The following is an 18,686-nucleotide window of genomic DNA, read 5'->3' as shown; positions in this document are numbered from 1 at the left end:
TTTACGGTAATTGAGGCGAATCGTACTGAACTGTGACTACTCGCTGTAAACCTTGGTGCAAAGCCGATACAGCAGGCATTGCCTCATGAATAACTGAGCAATTCACACAGACCAAGTACGGGGTACCGCCTCAAAAAAGGTTCGGCTGGACTTTGACAACTTTTATGTTTCTAAAGTAGCCTACAATAGATATAAGCAATAGAGTTGTTGCTTTAATTATAAAATTAACTGGTTGTCCTGCACCTGATCGAAATGAATTCAGTACCGACAGAAGCAAAGCAAGCATCCGATAAAAATCTTGAGGCGATGCGCAACTTCTCAGAAACCTATGCCAAGCGCACGGGCACCTACTTTTGTGTAGATCCAGGCGTAACGGCTGTGGTGATTGAGGGATTAGCCAAGCACAAAGAGGAGCTAGGTGCTCCGCTGTGTCCCTGCCGTCATTATGAAGATAAGGAAGCTGAGGTTGCCGCAGCCTTCTGGAACTGCCCTTGTGTTCCCATGCGCGAGCGGAAAGAATGCCACTGTATGTTGTTCCTGACCCCAGATAATGACTTTGCGGGTGAAAGCCAGGAGATTACATTTGAACAAATCCGGGCCGAGACGAGCAAGTACTAATAAGTTACTTAACTTGGAGTACTTGCAAGAGATGTGCGACGTGATGATATGTCAGATTTCATGAATTGAGCACGATATATCAAGTGCGATCGCACATTCCCCCCACGATGGCCACAACCATCATCAGCCCAAGAGATCCGTAGAGAGAGTCGAGAGCATTAAATCACCCATGAGTACATCTGTTAAAACGCTTGTTAATCAACCGTATAAGTACGGGTTTATCACCGACATTGAGTCCGACTCTCTACCCCCTGGACTCAGTGAAGAGGTTGTACGCGCCATTTCAGCCAAGAAAGGTGAGCCGGAGTTCATGCTTAACTTCCGGCTGAAAGCCTATCGTCAGTGGCTCAAGATGCAGGAACCAACCTGGCCCAATGTGCAATATCCGCCGATTGATTATCAAAAAATTGTTTACTACTCAGCGCCCAAGAAGAAAGAGAAGCTGGGTAGCCTAGATGAAGTTGATCCCGCTCTACTGGAAACTTTTGAGAAACTCGGTATTCCGTTGTCCGAGCAGAAGCGTTTGGCTAACGTAAACGTCGCGGTTGACGCGATTTTTGACAGCGTTTCCGTTGCCACGACCTTCCGGGAAAAGCTGGCTGAGGCAGGTGTTATCTTCTGCTCCGTTTCAGAAGCCGTGAAAGACTATCCGGAACTCATTGAGAAGTATTTGGGCAGCGTTGTTCCCACGGGCGACAACTACTATGCCGCGCTCAACTCCGCTGTCTTTAGTGATGGCTCATTTGTCTACATTCCTAAAGGCGTCAAGTGCCCAATGGACTTGTCTACCTACTTCCGGATTAACAACGGCGAGTCTGGCCAGTTTGAGCGGACGCTGATTGTGGCCGACGAAGGCAGCTCGGTAACGTACCTAGAAGGCTGCACAGCTCCCATGTTCGACACCAACCAGCTTCATGCAGCCGTGGTTGAACTGGTGGCACTGGATAACGCTGAAATCAAGTATTCCACCGTCCAAAACTGGTACGCTGGCAATGAGGAAGGCAAAGGCGGCATTTACAACTTTGTTACTAAGCGCGGTCTTTGTGCGGGCATTAACTCCAAGATTTCCTGGACCCAGGTGGAGACAGGTTCTGCGATTACCTGGAAGTACCCCAGTTGCGTCCTCAAAGGTGACAACTCCGTGGGTGAGTTCTACTCGGTAGCACTGACCAATAACTATCAGCAGGCCGACACGGGCACCAAGATGATCCACATCGGCAAGAACACCCGCAGCACCATTATTTCTAAGGGTATCTCGGCTGGAAAATCCAAGAACAGCTACCGAGGTCTGGTCAAAATTGGCCCGAAGGCAGCAGGGGCGCGCAATTACTCTCAGTGCGACTCGATGCTGATTGGCGACACCTCCTCGGCCAATACCTTCCCCTACATCCAGGTGCAAAATAATCGATCCAAGGTGGAGCACGAAGCGTCAACCTCCAAAATTGGCGAGGATCAGCTCTTCTACTTTGCTCAGCGCGGCATTTCGGAAGAAGACGCTGTCTCAATGATTATCAGCGGCTTCTGTAAGGACGTGTTTAACGAACTGCCGATGGAGTTTGCGGTCGAAGCGGATCGTTTGCTAGCGCTGAAGCTAGAAAATTCAGTCGGTTAATTGGGTATTGCTCAATGCTGGTCAATGCTATCGCTTGATGTGCATAAAGGCATACAGTAACTATTAGGAACGATTTAGGACACCATTAGGACGAGTTAGGACGTAGATTGAGCCGTGATTAACGAGAACGCAGAAGTCATTCTTTCAGTCAAAGACCTCACAGCCGAGGTCGATGGCGTGCAAATTCTGAAAGGCTTGAATTTAGAAATTAAGGCAGGCGAAATCCACGCCATTATGGGGCCAAACGGTTCCGGTAAAAGTACCTTCTCCAAGATTTTGGCGGGTCATCCCGACTATACGGTGACGGGTGGCGAAATCTTGTTCCGGGGGCAGGATCTCTCTGAGCTGGAAGCGGAAGAGCGGGCTTGGGCTGGCATTTTTCTGGCGTTTCAGTACCCGATTGAAATCCCAGGCGTCAGCAACCTCGACTTTTTGCGCGTTTCTTACAACGCCCATCGGCAGCAGCAAGGTCTAGAGGAACTAGATTCCTTTGACTTTGATGAACTAATTCAAGAAAAGCTGGATGTCGTCAAGATGGATCCTAGCTTCTTGAGCCGCAGCGTAAATGAGGGCTTCTCCGGTGGTGAGAAGAAGCGCAATGAAATCCTGCAGATGGCTCTGCTAGAGCCGAAGCTGGCCATTCTGGACGAAACCGATTCCGGTCTCGACATTGACGCGCTCAAAACCGTAGCGGGTGGCGTCAATCAGATCACAACGCCCGAAAACAGCGTTCTGCTGATTACCCACTACCAGCGGCTGCTGAACTATATCCAGCCTGATTTCGTTCACGTCATGGCGCAAGGTCGCATTCTCCGCACGGGCGGCAAGGAGCTGGCCGAAGAGCTTGAATCCCGTGGCTATGACTGGATTTTGGCAGAGAACCAAGTAGAGGTGGCTGCCGTATGACCATCCAAGTCTCTCCCGAAACGCAAGCTCCACCCCAGAGCAAAGCTGCCGCTGAGCGGCAAGCTTACTTAAAGGGACTTCTGGAGCGTTCCGTTCGCGCCGATCAGGGTAATTGGCTCGATGAACTGCGCGATCGCACTTCTGCTCTTGTCCATGAACAAACCTTTCCCTCGACTCGCGATGAGGAGTGGAAGTTCACTGATCTGTCGGCCATGCTGGGCACGGAGTTTCATCCTGTTGCCGCTTCTGGCTCAGTGGATACCAAACAGATTGAAAGCTACGCCCTAACTGAATCCCAGACGCGGCTAGTGTTTGTCGATGGTCGCTATGTGTCAGAACTATCCACAACAGCGGATCTACCCAATGGAGTCGTTGTCGGCAATCTAGATGCGCTAGAGGGAGACAAACTCTCGACCTATCTGGGGCAGCAAAAAGGCGGCAATGAGGTCTTTACCGCTCTGAATGCGGCAGGGTTCCAAGATGCAGCGATTGTCTGGATTCCGCGCAATCAGGTAGTTGAATCCCCTCTGCATCTGCTGTTCGTTAATACAGCTACAGCGAATCAGCTCGCTCAACCTCGCACTCTCGTCGTTGCTGAATCCAGCAGTGCCGTCACGCTAGTCGAAGACTACATCGGCTTTGGCGATACCGCTCAGTTCACCAATGCTGTGACTGAAGTTTGGCTCGATGAAAACGCGCAGGTCAACCATACGCGCGTTCAGCGGGATACTAACCAAACATTTCATATCGGTAAAACAGCAGTATCTCAGGCTCGTGATAGTCGATATACGTTAAATGCGATCGCACTTGGCGGTCAGGTGTCTCGGCACAATATCGATATCTTCCAAACGGGGCCGCAAACGGAAACTAATTTGTATGGGCTATCACTGCTGACTGGGAAGCAAGTCGCAGATACCCACAGCGCGATTCACTACAGTCAGCCCCACGGCACGGCTGATCAAATTCAGAAAAACATTGTCGATGATCAGGCCCATGCCGTATTCAACGGCAAGATTTTTGTGCCACAAAATGCTCAGTTGACTAACGCGAGCCAGCTCAACCGCAACCTGTTACTGTCGGACAAGGCGCGAGTTGATACCAAGCCGCAGCTTGAAATTGTGGCCGATAACGTCAAGTGTGCTCACGGAGCCACGATCAGCCAGCTGGAAGCGGATGAGGTTTTCTATCTACAGAGCCGCGGCATTAGCCAGGACAACGCTCAGCGCCTGCTGATTTACGCCTTTGCCCAAGACATTATCAATCGCATTCCGATCGCGGAACTGCGGCAAACCTTGACTCAGTATGTGACTGAACAAACTCACTAACGACTTCATGTTTTCCGTTCTCCAGATCCACCCCGACTAGACTGCTCACGTAACGCTCGTTTCTTTATTCGCTAGAACCCAAGCCAACCACTATGACCCTTGCTCAAGACATCACTCTCGCTACCAAGGTGCGTGCGGACTTCCCAATTTTGAATCAGCAGATTCACGGCAAGCCGCTTGTCTACCTAGACAATGCCGCCACTTCCCAAAAGCCAGTGGCGGTACTGGATGCCTTGCGGAACTACTACGAGCAAGACAACGCCAATGTGCATCGCGGCGTCCATACCCTGAGTGCGCGGGCAACCGATGCCTACGAGGGAGCACGGGATAAGGTGGCGACCTTCGTCAATGCGGCCCATCGCGAAGAAATCGTCTACACGCGCAATGCCACTGAAGCGATTAACCTAGTGGCCTACGCTTGGGGCATGAACAACCTGAAGCAGGGTGACGAAGTGATTCTGACGGTCATGGAGCACCACAGCAACCTGGTGCCCTGGCAGATCGTGGCTCAGAAAACGGGTGCAGTACTCAAGTTCGTCGAACTAGACGAGCATCAGGCGTTTGATCTGAATCAGTACGAAGATCTGTTGTGCGATCGCACCAAGCTAGTCTCTGTCGTTCACGTTTCCAATACCCTGGGCTGCGTCAATCCCGTCCAACAAATCGCCGAGATGGCCCATCAGCACGGCGCGAAAGTGCTGATTGATGCCTGCCAAAGCGCCCCCCATATGAAGCTGGATGTGCAGGCCATTGACTGTGATTGGCTGGTTGCCTCTGGCCACAAAATGTGTGCGCCCACGGGTATCGGTTTCCTCTACGGCAAGCGCGAAATTTTGCGCCAAATGCCGCCGTTTCTCGGTGGTGGCGAGATGATTGCCGATGTGTTCCTGGATCACTCCACCTATGCCGATGTGCCGCACAAGTTTGAAGCGGGCACACCTGCGATCGCAGAAGCGATTGCTCTCGGTGCCGCCGTTGATTATCTCAATGGCATCGGCATGGACAAAATTTATGCCTACGAGAATGAGCTGACTAGCTATCTGTTCCAAGAGCTGGAGCAAGTGCCCGACGTAACAATTTACGGGCCGAAGCCTCAGTCCGGTGGTAAAGGTCATGCAGCGCTGGCGTCATTTACGACCGGAGCGGTTCATCCCCACGATATTTCCACAATTTTGGATCAGGCGGGCGTCGCCATTCGTGCTGGCCACCACTGTACACAGCCGCTGCACCGAGTTGTGGGTGCCCAGTCCACAGCGCGGGCTAGCCTCTATTTCTACAACACCAAGGAAGAGATTGATACGTTTATCGTGGCACTCAAAGAAGCGGTGGACTTCTTCGGCAGCATCTTTGGTTAATATCCAGCCTCGTTGTCACTCTTGTACTGAACGTAATCAGGTTAGAAGCCGATAGTTTTGAGCAGCCGCGCCTCCGCGCGGCTGCTCAAAACTATCGGCTTCTAACCACGTAGCGCTTAAAAAGACAACGGTTTGGCATGCCCTATGGCAAAACGCCAGGCGTCTCCGATGCTTGGAACAAGGTTTGAATCCGCTCATCGGTAAAATCGTCAACAATTATCACAGCACCGAGGGCTTGCATATCCTCCGGAGCGTGGGTCGTAGCCACGCCGATGGTTGGAATGCCCGCTGCCACCGAGGAGCGAATACCAGAGGGAGAATCCTCAAACGTCAACGCTTCTGTCGGCTCCAGGCCCAGCCGATTCAAGGCCGTTTGATAGGGCAGCGGATCGGGTTTGCCTTTGGGTAAATCTTCCGCCAGCACAACAAACTCAAAGACATCGGTCAGATTCAAGAGGCTGAGGGTAAATTCAGCATTCAGGCGCGGCGCATTGGTCACGACCGCCTGCCTAATATGGTTTGTCTTGCCCCAGGCAATTAAATCCAGCAGTCCGGCCAGCGGCTGAAGCTGCTGTTCAGCCCATTCTCGAAATAAGGCCTCTTTGCGATCGCACAATTCTTTGCCAGCCTTATCGCTTAGATGGGGCAGCAGGTCGCGCACAATATCTGGATTGAGCCGACCGCTGAAGTGCTGGCGATAAAACGCATGGTCAATTTCAAACTGGTGATCCTTCAGCACCTGCTGCCAGGTTTGAAAGTGAATCGGGTCGGTGTCAGCCAGAGTGCCGTCAAGGTCGTATAGAATCGCCTGAATCATGAATATGCTGTAAGTAATGATAGTTGTGGTGTTGTTTTAGATCTGTAGTTGGTGCTCCAACCACAGGTTTTGCAACACAACCTATGTGTAGCCTATCGGAAAATGAGCGTTGCCCCCCGTAATCAAGGTAACAGGCTCCCGCTGCGGTCATCTCTATTAGCCATGAAGCCCTACCAAACAATTCCCGTTCAAGACTGCCGTGAACCACTAGTGCCTCTGTCGGCAGAACAGTTTGCCCTGGTGCAGCCTCATCCCTACGCTAAGCTGGGTGCTCCCTATGGCGATCGCTCTCCCTTCTTTGTGCGGCAGGGAGTCTGCAACCGTCTTCAACATGCGCAAGCCGTTCTCCAACAGCAGTACCCCAATTGGCGAATTCAAATTTTTGATGCCTATCGTCCCGTGGCTGTGCAGAAGTTTATGGTCTATCACACGTTTCACGAGATTGCTGCTGCTCAGGGATTGGCCGTTGAAACGATGACGGAGACCGAACGCCAGCAGGTGTTTGAGCAGGTTTATGAATTTTGGGCTGCCCCCAATCCTGACCCGGCCTATCCGCCACCTCACAGTACTGGAGCTGCCGTAGATGTTACAGTAGTTGACGAGACTGGCACTGCGATCGCAATGGGTTCGCCGATTGATGAACCCTCACCTCGTTCGTATCCCAACCATTTTGCTAACAGTCAGCAATCCCTTGAGCAGACCTATCATCGCAACCGTCAGCTTTTACGCCGTGTGATGTGCGAAGCTGGATTCTGCCAGCATCCCAACGAGTGGTGGCATTTTTCCTATGGCGACCAAATGTGGGCCTGGCAGCAACAGCAAGCCAATCCGAACGTTCAGCTCACAGCACGCTACGGCAGAATTGAATGATGCTTGTACGCTTGTGATAGTTCAGATTTGGTGAACAATACTTACCGGATGCTTGCAGTTATCCAAAGATTTGGCGGGCAGTGCCCCCCGACCGGATGCTCATGCTTCACCTGATGAAGCTTCCAAACTACCCACTATAGGGGTTCTAGATAAGAACGAGAGAGGAGAGTGCCTCAGGATGAGGCACTCTCCTCTCTCGTTTTCTCACTCTTAACTGGAATCACTATAAAATCCGCAGCAGATCCTCTACATCGGCTGGAACTCGGTAGAGTGCAAGATTTTGCGTTACTTCACGAGATGGGCGATCAAATTGGCCGAACTGCCAGATATTTCCTGTTTTGGTTGCGGCAGTTACACGATGCAGCATTCAAGCGTTTGAACGTTTTTAGAATTTACCCATGCCTTAACCAATGTGGCTGCTATCTTCATCGTTTACTCCTCTTGCCTTACGTTCTTAAAGAAGCGATCGCAAATTTACAGGATGCTGCGTGAATTATTTGTAAATCTGATGGTGAAACGTATAGCGGTATCTAGCCGCTGCTTTACAAAACTTGCTAACGTAGCGAAGAACAGTTGGAGGATTTAAAGCGTGGCTGACTTACAAACGATCGCGGGCCATTCCGTCGAAGATGTCTTAGCAATTGCTCGCGAGGCGGGCTGGGGAGCCGCAGACATTTTACTGTCCTACTACTATCCCAAGGACGAAACTGACAGTGATTCTTTGGAAATTAAAGATAAAAAAGATGGCCCCGTTACGAAGGCTGACTTAGCGGTTAATCATTACATCCTGGAACTGTTTTACTCCAAGCTCGGCAAAGAAGACTTTTACTATCTCAGTGAAGAAACCTACAAAGCTGATCCCACGTCTGAGCGCTTCAATCATCCCTGGGTATGGATCATCGATCCGCTAGATGGCACCCGCGATTTCATTGAGCGGACGGGCACATTTGCGGTTCATATTGCCCTGGTTAATGAAGGTCGGCCTGTATTAGCCGTTGTTGCCTGTCCAGAACTAGGCAAGCTCTACTATGCCGCAAAAGGCCACGGCACCTACTGCGAAACTCGTGAGAACGGCGAATTCCAGCAGCAAAAAATTCAGGTCTCCGATCGCACAAACCTGGATGATTTAACTGTAGTTGCCAGCGGCAGCCATCGGGATGCACGACTGGTTGAACTGCTCCAGCGCTATCCGGTACAAAAACAGCGCACGGTGGGTAGTGTCGGTTGCAAAATCGCCACGATTCTAGAGCAAGAAGCCGAGGTCTACATTGGTCTTTCGGGCAAGTCGGCTCCCAAGGATTGGGATATTGCCGCGCCGGAACTGGTGCTGTCGGAAGCAGGCGGCAAGTGGACACGCTTTGATGGTTCGCCATTACTCTACAACCAAGAAGATGTGGCCCAGTGGGGCGGTTTGCTCGCCAGTCATGGCCACTGTCATGACCAACTGTGTCAAGCAGCAGATGAGCTGATTACTGAAATTGACGGACGCACACCTGTTTCAGCCGGTTAAAAGCCAAAGCGTTGAAACAAGCAGCGGGCAGCTAGCTGATTGCTAGCTGCCCGCTGCTTGTTTCGACAGAGAGCAATTAATTAAGGGCGAACCCGCATCAAAACTTGGCCATATTCCACAGGATCAGCGTTTTCGACTAGGATTTCGACAACTTCGCCAGAAACTTCCGCCTCCAGCTCATTCATCAGCTTCATCGCTTCTAGAATGCAGACAACTTGCCCCGTTTTAATCCGATCGCCTACATTGACGAACGGGTCATCGTCGGGGGATGGGGCGCGGTAGAACGTGCCGACCATCGGCGACGTGATGTCCACAACGTTGCTGTCCGCAGAAGGAGGAGCCGTCGGCTGAGACGCTTGTGGAGCTGGAGCCGCTGCCGCAGGAGTCGGTGCAGGGGATGCAGCAGTTGTTGGTAGGGGAGCAGGTGGCGGTGCATCAACAGAGACGACGGGAGTTGCCGCTGTTGGGCGATCTTTGCGGACAGTCAGTTCAAACTCTTCGCTTTTTATCGATAGCTCTGAAATGTCTGATTGGCTTAAAACCGCCAGCAGTTCACGAATCTCGTTAAAATCCAATTCCACTTATTCGACCTCATTCATAACGCACCGAGCCACAGGTTCACTCCTCCTAGGATTCACGACTTAGGATTCACGTCCTAGATAGGAGTCGTTGCGGGTGTCAATTTTGATTCTTTCCCCAATGGAGATGAACAGAGGAACCATCACCTGCGCTCCAGTTGAAACGATGGCAGGCTTGGTGCCGCCTGTCGCGGTATCGCCTTTCACACCCGGATCGGTCTGGGTTACTTCTAGAACGACAGAGTTGGGTAGTTCAACCTCTAGCACCTGATCATTCCAGCGAATGACGTTGACTTCCATGCCTTCGTACAGGTATTTGACGCCGCTACCGATCTGATCTTCTGTCAGGCGGTTTTCTTCATAAGTTTCCATATCCATGAAGACAAACTGCTCAGCTTCCCGGTAGGTGTGCTGCATGACCTTTTTCTCCAGGGTGGCCTGGGGAACGGTTTCGCCAGCGCGGAAGGTTTTTTCAACTGTGCTGCCGGTTTGGACGTTCTTTAATTTGGTGCGAACGAAGGCGGAACCTTTACCGGGTTTGACGTGCAAGAATTCGACAACGCGCCAAACGGAACCTTCGAGTTCGATACTAACGCCGGGACGAAAATCATTACTGGAGATCATGATGCTTGCTGCTGTGGAACAATCGGCAATTTATTTTACCGTTCAGTGGGATATTCCCGTACAGTCCCTTGGGAAAATTGGTTTTGTGATTGGTGTGCGATCGCAAATAGCCCTGTCGTTCTCTCCACTGATCCGGGCGTAATCGTTGACATTAGCAAGCGTTTCGCTGAATTCCTCCGTTCGATATCCAGAACCTGCCCCCAACCTATGGCAAGATCTAGGTGATTTGATGCAGTAGCTAAACATTATTCTTTTGAAAACCCAAACCTAGCGGACGTTCCCCCAGGTTTGGAGCTTTGAGAGTTAGTTTGTGCCAATCGACTTAGTTTCAATTAGACGGAGGATTAAGCAACAGGACTCATGGCTGTGATTCAACGCTGGATTAAAACGGGGTTTTTAGCAATCCTGCTATTTACCTTCTCAATTGGGTTAAGCGCCGCGCGCTGGTCAGATACCGGCACGGTTAATTTAACCTACAGTGAGCTTGGCAACGGAACGCTGATTAGTGCCCTTCCGCCCGGCAATGCCGTCACCAATGGGGAAGACCTGTTGCGCTATGCTCTGCCGATTGACAACGATGAGATTCGGCAAGTTCAAAAGAGCCTGGAAAATATTGCTGAAGAGTTGCGGGCCAAGCGGTGGAGTTCCATTTCCAAAGAGATTAGCAACGCGCGACGAGTTATACAGCGCAAGCGCGATCGCATTTTGGCATCGGTGCCGGAACGGAATAAGACTGAAGCTGCGAACTTGCTGGATCAGATTGAAACCAGTCTTGATGATCTGGATGCAGCGCTCGAAACTCAAGATAAGGGAACGATCTGGCTGAAGCGGCGGGCCGTTCTGACTTTAGTGGGTAAAGTCGAAGAAGACATGGTGGACGGCTTCCCGTTTGAGGTGCCCGAAGAATTTAGTAATCTGCCGCAGCTCAAAGGTCGCGCCACGGTCGAAATGGGTACGACTAAAGGCGTGATGACCATTGTGCTAGATGGTTACAATGCGCCCGTTTCTGCAGGTAACTTTTTGGATTTAGTGCAGCGGGGCTTTTATGATGGCCTGCCGATTATTCGCGTCATGGATAATTTCATTGTCCAAACGGGCGACCCAGACGGAGACGCAGCGGGCTTTATTGATCCCAACACGGGCGAATATCGGGCAGTTCCCCTAGAAATCATGGTACGCGGTGATGAAGAGCCGATTTACAGCTTTACGCTAGAGTCGATTGGTCGCTATTTAGATGAACCCGCGCTGCCGTTTTCCGCCCTGGGTGCGGTTGCGATCGCACGTCCGGTTGATGATCCCAATGGTGGTTCATCCCAGATTTTCTTCCAGCTCTATGATCCCGAAGTGACACCTGCTGGCCGGAATATGCTAGATGGTCGCTATGCAGCCTTTGGCTACGTGGTTGAAAATCCAGAAATTTTGAAAGACTTGACCACCAGCGATCGCATTGAGTACGCCAAGGTAATTGACGGTGCAGAAAATCTGGTGCAGCCTCAGTCGTAGTGCTTGCTTCCGACTGTTAAGCCGACATTCTAACTAAGGCCGCATGAGCGGCTTTTTTGCTGAAATGCATCAGGTGAAATGCATGAATTGAACTGTGCATTGACTTTGCATTTCAGCAAATGCTGACACGGAAAAATAGCGAAATCTGCGATCGCGTCTGTTCAAACGACGCTGGCACAGCATATCCTAGCTGAGGACTGTGAATCGATGAGGTTGGGTTTTAGAAAGTTTTAGGACAATTTCCAGACGAACCCCGTTAGCATGACCTTGACCGTGTCATGAATGGCCCAATAGTTATGACTTTCGGAAGGCTAGCAAAACCAGTCCGTGTAATAAAAGTAGTCGTATAAGCAGGCTTAAGTGTAAATTCTAAAAGCCTGTCATTAGGTAAGCCTGTAATTAGTCAGAGTTAAAGAGGTGAGAGGGTGATTGACGCATTGGACACCACAATCGAGTCAATTGAAGCACGTGAAATTCTCGATTCCCGTGGCCGACCCACGGTCGAAGCAGAGGTCTATCTCGCAGGTGGAGCGCAGGGTATAGCCCAAGTGCCCAGCGGAGCCTCAACCGGAACATTTGAAGCGCATGAGTTGCGAGATGACGATCCCGCTCGCTATGGCGGTAAGGGAGTTCTGCAAGCGGTTGAAAACGTTTACGACTCCATCGAGCCCAAGCTCGTCGGCATGAACGCCATCGATCAAAGCGCTATTGACCAGGCCATGATCGAACTCGATGGTTCTGAAAACAAGTCGAATCTCGGTGCAAATGCGATTCTGGCTGTTTCACTGGCAACATCCAAAGCCGCTGCTGAAGCACTTGGTATTCCGCTCTATCGCTATCTGGGTGGGCCGCTGTCCAATGTGCTGCCCGTACCGCTGATGAACGTGATCAACGGTGGTGCCCATGCCAATAACAATGTGGACATTCAAGAGTTCATGATTGTGCCCCACGGCGCGTCCAACTTCAAAGACGCCCTCCGCTGGGGAGCCGAGGTTTTTGCTAGCCTCAGCAAAGTATTGGACAAAGAAGGCTTACTCTCCGGTGTCGGGGATGAAGGCGGATATGCGCCTAACCTGCCCTCCAACCAAGCGGCTTTGGATATGCTGATTGCGGCTATCGAAAAAGCAGGCTATAAGCCGGGTGAACAGGTTTCACTAGCGCTAGACGTAGCCGCCAGCGAACTCTATAAGGACGGTCAGTACACCTACGATGGTGCCACTCATTCGCCCGCTGAAATGGTGGACTACCTCAGCAAGCTGGTGGATCAGTATCCCATCGTGTCGATTGAAGACGGTCTCCATGAAGAAGACTGGCAGCACTGGCAACTGCTGACCGAGAAACTGGGCGATCGCGTTCAGTTGGTCGGTGATGACCTGTTTGTTACTAACATCACCCGCTTGCAGAAAGGCATTGACCAAAAAGCAGCCAACTCAATTCTGATTAAGCTCAACCAGATTGGCTCCTTGACTGAAACCCTACAGGCCATTGAACTCGCGACCCGCAGCGGCATGACCTCGGTAATTAGTCACCGTTCTGGTGAAACAGAAGATACGACGATCGCAGATTTAGCCGTTGCGACTCGGGCGGGGCAAATCAAAACGGGTTCTCTCTGCCGCAGCGAACGGGTCGCAAAATACAATCGCTTGCTGCGAATTGAAGATCAACTAGGTGATCAGGCTATCTATGCAGGTGCCGTTGGTTTAGGACCAAAGCGTTAAAGATCCTGGCTCTAGAATCAGATTCGAGGGCATTTTGCTGCCACATCGCGTCAGCAAAATGCCCTCTTCTGGTTTGAGTGCAAAATGCTAGCCTAGAAAAACTAATCCTTTCAATACATGCACACGACTAAGCCGTAATCTGCCATGACCAAGATCGTTGTTGGCCTTTCTGGAGGCGTCGATAGTTCAGTTGCTGCTGCTGCCCTGCATCACCAAGGCTATGAGGTTATTGGCCTCACCCTCTGGCTGATGAAGGGTAAAGGTCAGTGCTGCTCAGAAGGCATGGTGGACGCGGCGCGACTGTGCGAAGAGTTGAAGATCCCTCACCACATCGTCGATAGTCGCGAAACCTTTCAGTCCTACATTGTGGACTACCTCGTATCCGGCTATGAAGCCGGGATTACGCCCCTGCCCTGTTCCCAGTGCAACCGGGCGGTGAAGTTTGGGCCGATGCTGCGCTATGCCTGTGAGGAATTGAAAGCCGACAAAATTGCGACGGGGCATTATGCTCGAATTCGTTACGACGAGAAGTGCGATCGCTATCAGCTCCTCCGAGCTGTTGATCGGCACAAAGATCAGTCCTATTTTCTGTACGACTTAACTCAAGAACTACTCGCCGGGTCGGTATTTCCCTTAGGGGAGCAAACGAAAGATGAAACTCGCCGGATCGCTACTGAATTTGATCTGCATACCGCTGACAAGCCGGAAAGCCAGGATTTATGCCTGATTGAAAGTCACGGTTCCATGCAGGCGTTTTTAGATAAATATCTAGCGCCCAAACCCGGCGACATCGTAGACCGTTCTGGTCGTGTCCTTGGTCAGCATACAGGCATTCATCACTATACGATTGGTCAGCGCAAGGGACTGGGCATTGCTGCGCCGCAGCCGCTGTATGTGGTGGGCATTGACGCGGGTAAAAATCAGGTGATTGTAGCCGAGCGGGATAGCGTGCTGGATGCTGACTGTACCGTGAGTCGCGTCAACTGGGTGTCGATTGCCCCACCGACTGCGCCAATCCGGGCAACAGCACAGGTTCGCTATCGTTCTCAACCTGCTCCGGTCACGATTGTGCCAATGGATCAGACGGAGGAGAACGGTCAAGTCCGACTGATTTTTGACGAACCGCAGTTTGGGATTACGCCTGGACAAGCAGCGGTTTGGTACGATGGGGACGTTCTGCTGGGCGGTGGCATCCTAGAAGTGTCTCAGCCTCAGCCTGAGCCGATTGCTTCCACTGCTGAAGATCAATCGAGTGATTAATTGACATGTTGTCTCTTGCCTATGCGCCCTCAAAGAGGTGATCTTGACTTGTGTATCGGCAAAATCAGCCTGCTGGGCTTCGGCTCAAGATGCATCGTCAATGTCAATTTGCATTGATTAATTGGGCACACAAGAATTGTCGCTATTTCAACCTCATCCTGTCCAAACCAGCCGTTCCGGAAATTTAAGCTGATTCCGGCTCGGTTTCTTAACTCTTTGAAGAATGGATGAGGCTATCTGTATTTGTTGCGGATTATGAACCATTGCGTAATAGGATACAGATTGAAAGTGAAAGCAATTCAAATGCGATTGCATTGACCTGTTGGCACAACTGGATGGATCGTTAGGAGGTAAAAACGTTGAGCGTCAAAGATACGATCGCACCCCACGGCGGCACTCTGATTGATCGGATTGCCACCCCCGAACAAAAGCAAGAATTTCTCGCCCAGGCAGATGCGCTGCCTCGGATTACGCTCGATGAGCGGGCGCTATCTGATTTGGCTATGATTGCAATCGGTGGCTTTAGTCCCATTTCTGGCTTCATGACCCAAGAAGACTACGAGCCAGTCGTTACCGATATGCGAATGGCTGATGGAACGGTTTGGTCAGTGCCCGTCACTCTGTCTGTAACCACAGAAGTTGCTGAGCCGCTCAAAGAAGGGAGCCTAGTTCGTCTAGATGATGCAACAGGTCGCTTTGTCGGTGTATTGGAACTGACTCAAAAATACACCTATGACAAAGTCCATGAGGCAATTCATGTGTATCGCACCAGCGAAGATAAGCATCCTGGTGTGAAGGTGATTTATGACCAAGGCGAAGTCAATCTGGCGGGCCCAGTATGGCTGCTAGAGCGTGATCCCCATCCGCTGTTCCCGAAGTATCAGATTGATCCGGTTGAATCCCGCGCCCTGTTCCGGGAGCGGGGCTGGAAAACGGTAGTTGGCTTCCAAACCCGTAATCCCATTCACCGTGCTCACGAATATATCCAAAAGTGTGCGCTAGAAACGGTAGATGGCTTATTCCTCCATCCGCTGGTTGGTGCAACCAAGAGCGATGACATCCCGGCAGACGTGCGGATGCGTTGCTACGAAATTATGATGGATCGCTATTTCCCCCACGATCGGGTAATTTTGGCGATTAATCCATCGGCAATGCGCTATGCTGGCCCTCGGGAAGCAATCTTCCACGCATTGATTCGCAAGAACTATGGCTGTACCCATTTCATCGTGGGTCGTGATCATGCGGGTGTAGGCGATTACTACGGCACGTATGACGCTCAGCACATTTTTGATGAGTTTAAACCTGAAGAACTTGGTATCATTCCGATGAAGTTCGAGCATGCTTTCTACTGCACTCGGACTCAGACGATGGCTACGACCAAGACGAGTCCGAGCTTGCCAGAGGAGCGGGTTCACCTCTCCGGCACCAAAGTACGCGAAATGCTGCGCCGGGGTGAACTGCCCCCGCCAGAGTTTTCTCGTCCGGAAGTAGCTGCAGAACTTGCGAAAGCAATGAAAGTTCCGGCAGAAGTATAGGAATCTCTGTGCTGTTTAATCGACGCGCATTTTTACAACAGGCTGGCTTTGTTCTCACCACCCTAGGTGTGAGTCAAACCAGCCTATTGTCTTGGGCTACTCGCTATCAGCAGGCGCTTGCTGAACCTACGCGACGCAAATTGGCCTTGCTGATTGGAATTAATCAATATCCAGAAAGCACCTATCAGTCTGTGAAGGCGATGGGATCAGCGCTGACTGGCTGCGTGACAGACGTGGAGCTACAGCGTGAGCTGTTAGTGCATCGATTTGGGTTTCAGCCCAACGATGTGTTTACGTTGACCAACGAACGTGCCACTCGCGAGGCCATTGAGACGGCGTTTCTTGATCATTTGGTGAACCAAGCGCGATCGGGAGATGTGGTGGTCTTGCACTTTAGCGGCTACGGCAGCCAGGTCAAACTGAATGATTCAACGGGTACGATTTATAACAGTTTGGTACCTGTAGATGGCTACCTGCCCACCAATGAGCAGCCAATTATCCATGACTTGATGGAGGACACACTGTGGCTGCTGTTGCGATCGCTAAAAACGCAGAAGGTGACGACGGTTCTCGATCTCAGTTACAACAGCCCTGGACGGGTGTTGCAGAGCAGTTTGCATTTGCGATCGCGACCCTTGATGCCAATAGGTCAAATCAGCGACGCAGAGCAAGCGCTGCAGGAAAAGCTGCTGGCTGAGGTTAAAGTCACACCACAGCAAATTAGGGCGCAGCAGAGAGCGGGTCAAGCTCCCGGCATTTTGTTGGCTGCGGCTCAGACCCAGGGCATTGCAGCAGAGAGCCAGTGGAATAGCTTCAGTGCAGGGTTGTTTACCTACGCTCTAACTCAGCAGCTTTGGTGGGCCACTCCTGCCACTACCTTACGGATTGCCTTGGGACGAGCCGCTGGTCAAGTGGAGCAGCATCTTGGTCAGGAACAACAGCCACAACTGCTCGGACAAGCGAGCCGTGATCCTGGTCTGCCGCTTTACTTTCTGTCGCCTGCTTTCTCCAGCTCAGCCGATGGGGTAGTGACAGCGGTTGAAGACAACGGCAACAGCTTCAAGCTGTGGCTGGGTGGCCTCCCTCCGTCAATTGTGGAAAACTATACGACTGGAGCGATTGTGCAGGTCGTGTCAGCCATTAGTGCCACAGACGATTCTGCCGCAGCGTCCGGTACTGAACCTGCCGCAGAACTTCCCGCAGCAGAAGCGGGCGAGGGCGAAATTCTCCAGTCTCAGGCACCGCTGCTACAGATTCGCAGCCGCAATGGTCTCGTAGTTCGCGCCAAACCCTACGGTGCGAGTAGACCCTTACCGCAGGCGGTAGTGGTCGGGAATCAAATTTGGGAAGTGCTGCGTCTGTTGCCCAAAGGACTTGGCTTGACGGTGGCGCTAGATTCGACGCTGGAGCGGATTGAGCGGGTGGATGCAACCAGCGCCTTTTCGAGTGTACCGAGTGTTTCCTCAGTGATTACAGGCGATCAGCCCGCTGACTGCTTCTTTGGCAAGGCGCAGGGTATTGTCCAGGCCGCCTATGCGGCATCTTCGGATGAATCGCTGTCGTCAGAAGAGATTGAAGACTTATTGGCTCAGAACGGCAGCGATGCGCCCCAGAGCGGTTACGGATTGTTTTGGGTCGGACGTGCTGCTATTCCCAATACGCTTGCGGATGGAGAAGAGGCGGTCAAGACGGCGATTACGCGCTTAACGCCCCAATTGCAGACGCTTCTCGCGCTTAAACTGCTGCGGTTAACCGCCAACGCTGGATCGTCCCGCGTCGGGGTGCGGGCGACGCTGGAAATGGTGTCGCCGCAAGAGCGTATTATTATGCAGCAGCAGGTTTCTCGCTCGGCCAATCCCCCAGTTGAAAGTCAAGTTGCTCCTCTACTGGCAGGTGAAGGAGAAGTGCCGATGATCCCGGTGGATAGCCGCATTCAGTATCGGCTAGAAAATTTCAGCGATCGCCCACTGTATTTCATTTTGCTAGGACTAGACAGCAGCGGTAGTGCGATCGCACTTTATCCAGCCCCGACCGCATCCAGTGAAGAATCGAAAGCCAAGCCTGTTCCGAGTGACAGCATTATTCATGCAGGTGAAACGCTGGTGATTCCACAAGCTTCGGTTTCATCGGAGTGGGTCGTCCATGAACCGAAAGGATTTGCCGAGACTCATCTGATTTTTAGTCCTTCACCGCTGACGCAAACCTATAATGCGCTGTCGGAGTCGATGCGCTCGATTAGCAGTGCCCGCCGCGTCAGTATGCTGTCCCAGCCGCTAAATGTCGCGCGAGCCGTTTTGCAAGATATTCACCAGGCCAGCATGCCGCTGGTCAATCCAGATGATGTGCCGTCGGAAACCTATGCGATGCATACCAACGCCTGGGCAACCCTGAGCTTTGTGTATCAAGTCATTTAGGAAGTAGGGACATGGCATTGCCGTGTCCCTATCCAAAGATT

17 protein-coding genes are annotated in these 18,686 nt (G+C 51.7%); 13 read left to right on the top strand and 4 right to left on the bottom strand.

Annotation, left to right across the window (positions count from 1 at the left end; all coding sequences use genetic code 11):
* The first annotated feature begins 252 nt into the window (after positions 1-252).
* The 5 genes from AC286M_RS31875 (at position 253) to AC286M_RS31855 (ending at position 5,816) form a co-directional block, all read left to right on the top strand.
* Positions 253-618 carry a ferredoxin thioredoxin reductase catalytic beta subunit gene (locus AC286M_RS31875; protein ID WP_488208233.1) on the top strand — a complete coding sequence of 122 codons (366 nt, stop codon included), beginning with the start codon at positions 253-255 and terminating at the stop codon, positions 616-618.
* A 169-nt stretch (positions 619-787) separates the two neighbouring features.
* Entirely contained in the window at positions 788-2,230 is a 1,443-nt protein-coding gene (gene sufB, locus AC286M_RS31870; RefSeq protein ID WP_488208232.1) for a Fe-S cluster assembly protein SufB, read from the top strand.
* Between the two features lie 114 nt (positions 2,231-2,344).
* Complete coding sequence (sufC, locus tag AC286M_RS31865; RefSeq protein ID WP_488208231.1) at positions 2,345-3,136, top strand: Fe-S cluster assembly ATPase SufC; 792 nt, start codon at positions 2,345-2,347, stop codon at positions 3,134-3,136.
* A complete protein-coding gene (gene sufD / locus AC286M_RS31860) occupies positions 3,133-4,461 on the top strand; it encodes a Fe-S cluster assembly protein SufD (RefSeq protein WP_488208230.1) in 1,329 nt (442 codons plus the stop codon). Before sufC ends, sufD begins: the two co-directional genes overlap by 4 nt.
* A 92-nt stretch (positions 4,462-4,553) precedes the next feature.
* On the top strand, positions 4,554-5,816 hold the full coding sequence (locus tag AC286M_RS31855; RefSeq protein WP_488208229.1) for a SufS family cysteine desulfurase: 1,263 nt from the start codon (positions 4,554-4,556) through the stop codon (positions 5,814-5,816).
* 142 nt (positions 5,817-5,958) lie between these two features.
* On the opposite strand, the gene AC286M_RS31850 is transcribed toward AC286M_RS31855, so the two are convergent.
* On the bottom strand, positions 5,959-6,633 hold the full coding sequence (locus tag AC286M_RS31850) for an HAD family hydrolase (RefSeq protein WP_488208228.1): 675 nt from the start codon (positions 6,631-6,633) through the stop codon (positions 5,959-5,961).
* Between the two features lie 162 nt (positions 6,634-6,795).
* Between AC286M_RS31850 and AC286M_RS31845 the strand changes: the two genes are divergently transcribed.
* Positions 6,796-7,503, top strand: a complete 708-nt coding sequence (locus AC286M_RS31845) for a M15 family metallopeptidase (protein WP_488208227.1) — start codon at positions 6,796-6,798, stop codon at positions 7,501-7,503.
* A gap of 223 nt (positions 7,504-7,726) precedes the next feature.
* On the opposite strand, the gene AC286M_RS31840 is transcribed toward AC286M_RS31845, so the two are convergent.
* A complete protein-coding gene (locus AC286M_RS31840) occupies positions 7,727-7,870 on the bottom strand; it encodes a hypothetical protein (protein WP_488208226.1) in 144 nt (47 codons plus the stop codon).
* Positions 7,871-8,092: 222 nt separating this feature from the next.
* Here AC286M_RS31840 and AC286M_RS31835 point away from each other — a divergent pair, with 222 nt between their 5' ends.
* A complete protein-coding gene (locus tag AC286M_RS31835; RefSeq protein WP_488208225.1) occupies positions 8,093-9,013 on the top strand; it encodes a 3'(2'),5'-bisphosphate nucleotidase CysQ family protein in 921 nt (306 codons plus the stop codon).
* An 80-nt stretch (positions 9,014-9,093) separates the two neighbouring features.
* Here AC286M_RS31835 and accB read toward each other — a convergent pair whose 3' ends face one another.
* Together accB and efp are read right to left on the bottom strand one after the other, a co-directional pair.
* Positions 9,094-9,594: an acetyl-CoA carboxylase biotin carboxyl carrier protein gene (accB, locus tag AC286M_RS31830; protein ID WP_488208224.1), complete on the bottom strand. Its 501-nt coding sequence runs from the start codon at positions 9,592-9,594 to the stop codon at positions 9,094-9,096.
* A 60-nt stretch (positions 9,595-9,654) separates the two neighbouring features.
* Positions 9,655-10,215 carry an elongation factor P gene (gene efp, locus AC286M_RS31825; protein WP_488208223.1) on the bottom strand — a complete coding sequence of 187 codons (561 nt, stop codon included), beginning with the start codon at positions 10,213-10,215 and terminating at the stop codon, positions 9,655-9,657.
* On the opposite strand from efp, the gene AC286M_RS31820 reads away from it, so the two are divergent.
* The 6 genes from AC286M_RS31820 to AC286M_RS31795 all read left to right on the top strand — a co-directional run bounded on the left by AC286M_RS31820 (position 10,214) and on the right by AC286M_RS31795 (position 18,645).
* On the top strand, positions 10,214-10,357 hold the full coding sequence (locus AC286M_RS31820) for a hypothetical protein (protein WP_488208222.1): 144 nt from the start codon (positions 10,214-10,216) through the stop codon (positions 10,355-10,357). The two genes, efp and AC286M_RS31820, sit on opposite strands and share 2 nt — an antisense overlap.
* Before the next feature lie 218 nt (positions 10,358-10,575).
* Positions 10,576-11,718 carry a peptidylprolyl isomerase gene (locus tag AC286M_RS31815; RefSeq protein ID WP_488208221.1) on the top strand — a complete coding sequence of 381 codons (1,143 nt, stop codon included), beginning with the start codon at positions 10,576-10,578 and terminating at the stop codon, positions 11,716-11,718.
* 425 nt (positions 11,719-12,143) lie between these two features.
* Positions 12,144-13,436 (top strand): phosphopyruvate hydratase, encoded by a 1,293-nt coding sequence (gene eno, locus AC286M_RS31810; protein WP_488208220.1) that lies wholly within the window; start codon positions 12,144-12,146, stop codon positions 13,434-13,436.
* 144 nt (positions 13,437-13,580) lie between these two features.
* Entirely contained in the window at positions 13,581-14,696 is a 1,116-nt protein-coding gene (mnmA, locus tag AC286M_RS31805; RefSeq protein ID WP_488208219.1) for a tRNA 2-thiouridine(34) synthase MnmA, read from the top strand.
* A 359-nt stretch (positions 14,697-15,055) separates the two neighbouring features.
* Complete coding sequence (sat, locus tag AC286M_RS31800; RefSeq protein ID WP_488208218.1) at positions 15,056-16,231, top strand: sulfate adenylyltransferase; 1,176 nt, start codon at positions 15,056-15,058, stop codon at positions 16,229-16,231.
* 8 nt (positions 16,232-16,239) lie between these two features.
* Complete coding sequence (locus AC286M_RS31795) at positions 16,240-18,645, top strand: caspase family protein (protein ID WP_488208217.1); 2,406 nt, start codon at positions 16,240-16,242, stop codon at positions 18,643-18,645.
* Positions 18,646-18,686 lie beyond the last annotated feature (41 nt).

It is taken from the genome of Thainema salinarum CENA647, assembly GCF_057732415.1.
The sequence above is the reverse complement of the archived record's forward strand: the minus strand, read 5'-3'. Positions and strand labels throughout refer to the sequence as shown.